The organism is Runella defluvii (assembly GCF_014195535.1).
In the GTDB taxonomy this organism is placed as follows: domain Bacteria; phylum Bacteroidota; class Bacteroidia; order Cytophagales; family Spirosomataceae; genus Runella; species Runella defluvii.
This window is the reverse complement of sequence record NZ_JACIBY010000047.1, coordinates 1-1,286: the sequence shown is the minus strand read 5'-3', so window position 1 is coordinate 1,286 and position 1,286 is coordinate 1. Positions and strand designations below refer to the sequence as shown.

Annotated in this window: 1 protein-coding gene; it reads right to left on the bottom strand. The window is 47.4% G+C overall.

From position 1 onward, the window contains the following. Positions 1 to 1,286: hypothetical protein (locus tag FHS57_RS31615; RefSeq protein WP_183980814.1), on the bottom strand; the 1,286-nt coding region annotated here is incomplete at both ends.

Here is a 1,286-nt window from a genome sequence, read left to right as displayed (position 1 = left end):
CGAGTTGCAGGATAAATACTACCCCAACCTTTCATGTCCCAATAACGAATACCAAGTTTGTACAAACCTTTGGGTAACCCTGTGTCATATACGTTACCACCTGCGCCATTGTCTTGGTAAAAACCGTAGGCAGGATGGTTTTGAGCGTATAATTCCGTCCATCCTTCACGGTTGGCGTACATAAAGTAGGGAGCGTTGTTTTCGTGGGTGTTGTAGGAACGGATGACGCCCATTTCAGGTACAGCTTGCATGTCAAAAGTCAAAGATCCGTTTGTTCCCAAATTGCAAGTTTCGACGTTGATAGTCCAGTAGCGAGGGGCGATTTTGTTAGCATTTTCGACATAGTATATGGTCGGATTTTGCTGGGTACTTTGTTCCAATTGAGGGCCATTGTCTGGGGTGATGAACTGATTCGTCCAAGCATTTCGGTTGTTGGTTTTTATGGCGGATTGGCTTTGTCCGATATTGATTAGTGTCACCACAAAGGCATTCCAATAAATGTCTTTTCGGATACTTTCGGCACTTTGGCATCCACCGTCAAAAATACACTTGGCGAAGTAGCTTTGTTTTGTGACATTACTAAAAGCGACCTGAAAGCTTGGCGCGGTGACGCCCGTGTTCCAGAAGGTTTGGCTTCCAGCAGGGCAGTTGGCGGCGATTGTTACGGTTGTACCAGTGCAAACTATTTCTTGCGAAGCGGTAATGATGGGCGCAACTTGTGTTGGTGCAAGGGTAAATGTGACTACATTGCTTTTTTCACTCACACAACCATTATCGGTCTGACAACGAGCATAATAGGAAGTTGTTTGGATTGGAAGGGTTGAGGGCAAAGTCGGCAACGCGATGTTGGTTGTGGCATTGTACCAAATAGTGCGCAACATACCGCAAGTTGCTTGTCCACTAAAACTTGCGGTGGCATCGCAACTCGTAGTGGCCGACAAAGAGACCGTGGGTGCAGGGGGAATAGAGACCAATTTTAAGCGCATGAGGCCCGACTCAGATTCCACGCAAGAAGGCGTTGCCTCTGCTTTTCGACAGCGCACGCGGTAGTTGTGGAACTGATTATCGAGCAGCCCTGTAGGAATCCCCGCACTGTACTCACCACCATCGACGGAATAGAGGATGATTTCCCCATTGGCACAATTGGCATTAAAAGTTAGGGTTGTATTGACCAAACTACATACCTCTTTGGTTTGACCAGCTGCGATAGAGACTCCGTCCACGACTAAAGAGACATTTTGAGGGGCAGCGGCACGGTAGTTAATGGTCAATTCAATGGGAGAGGA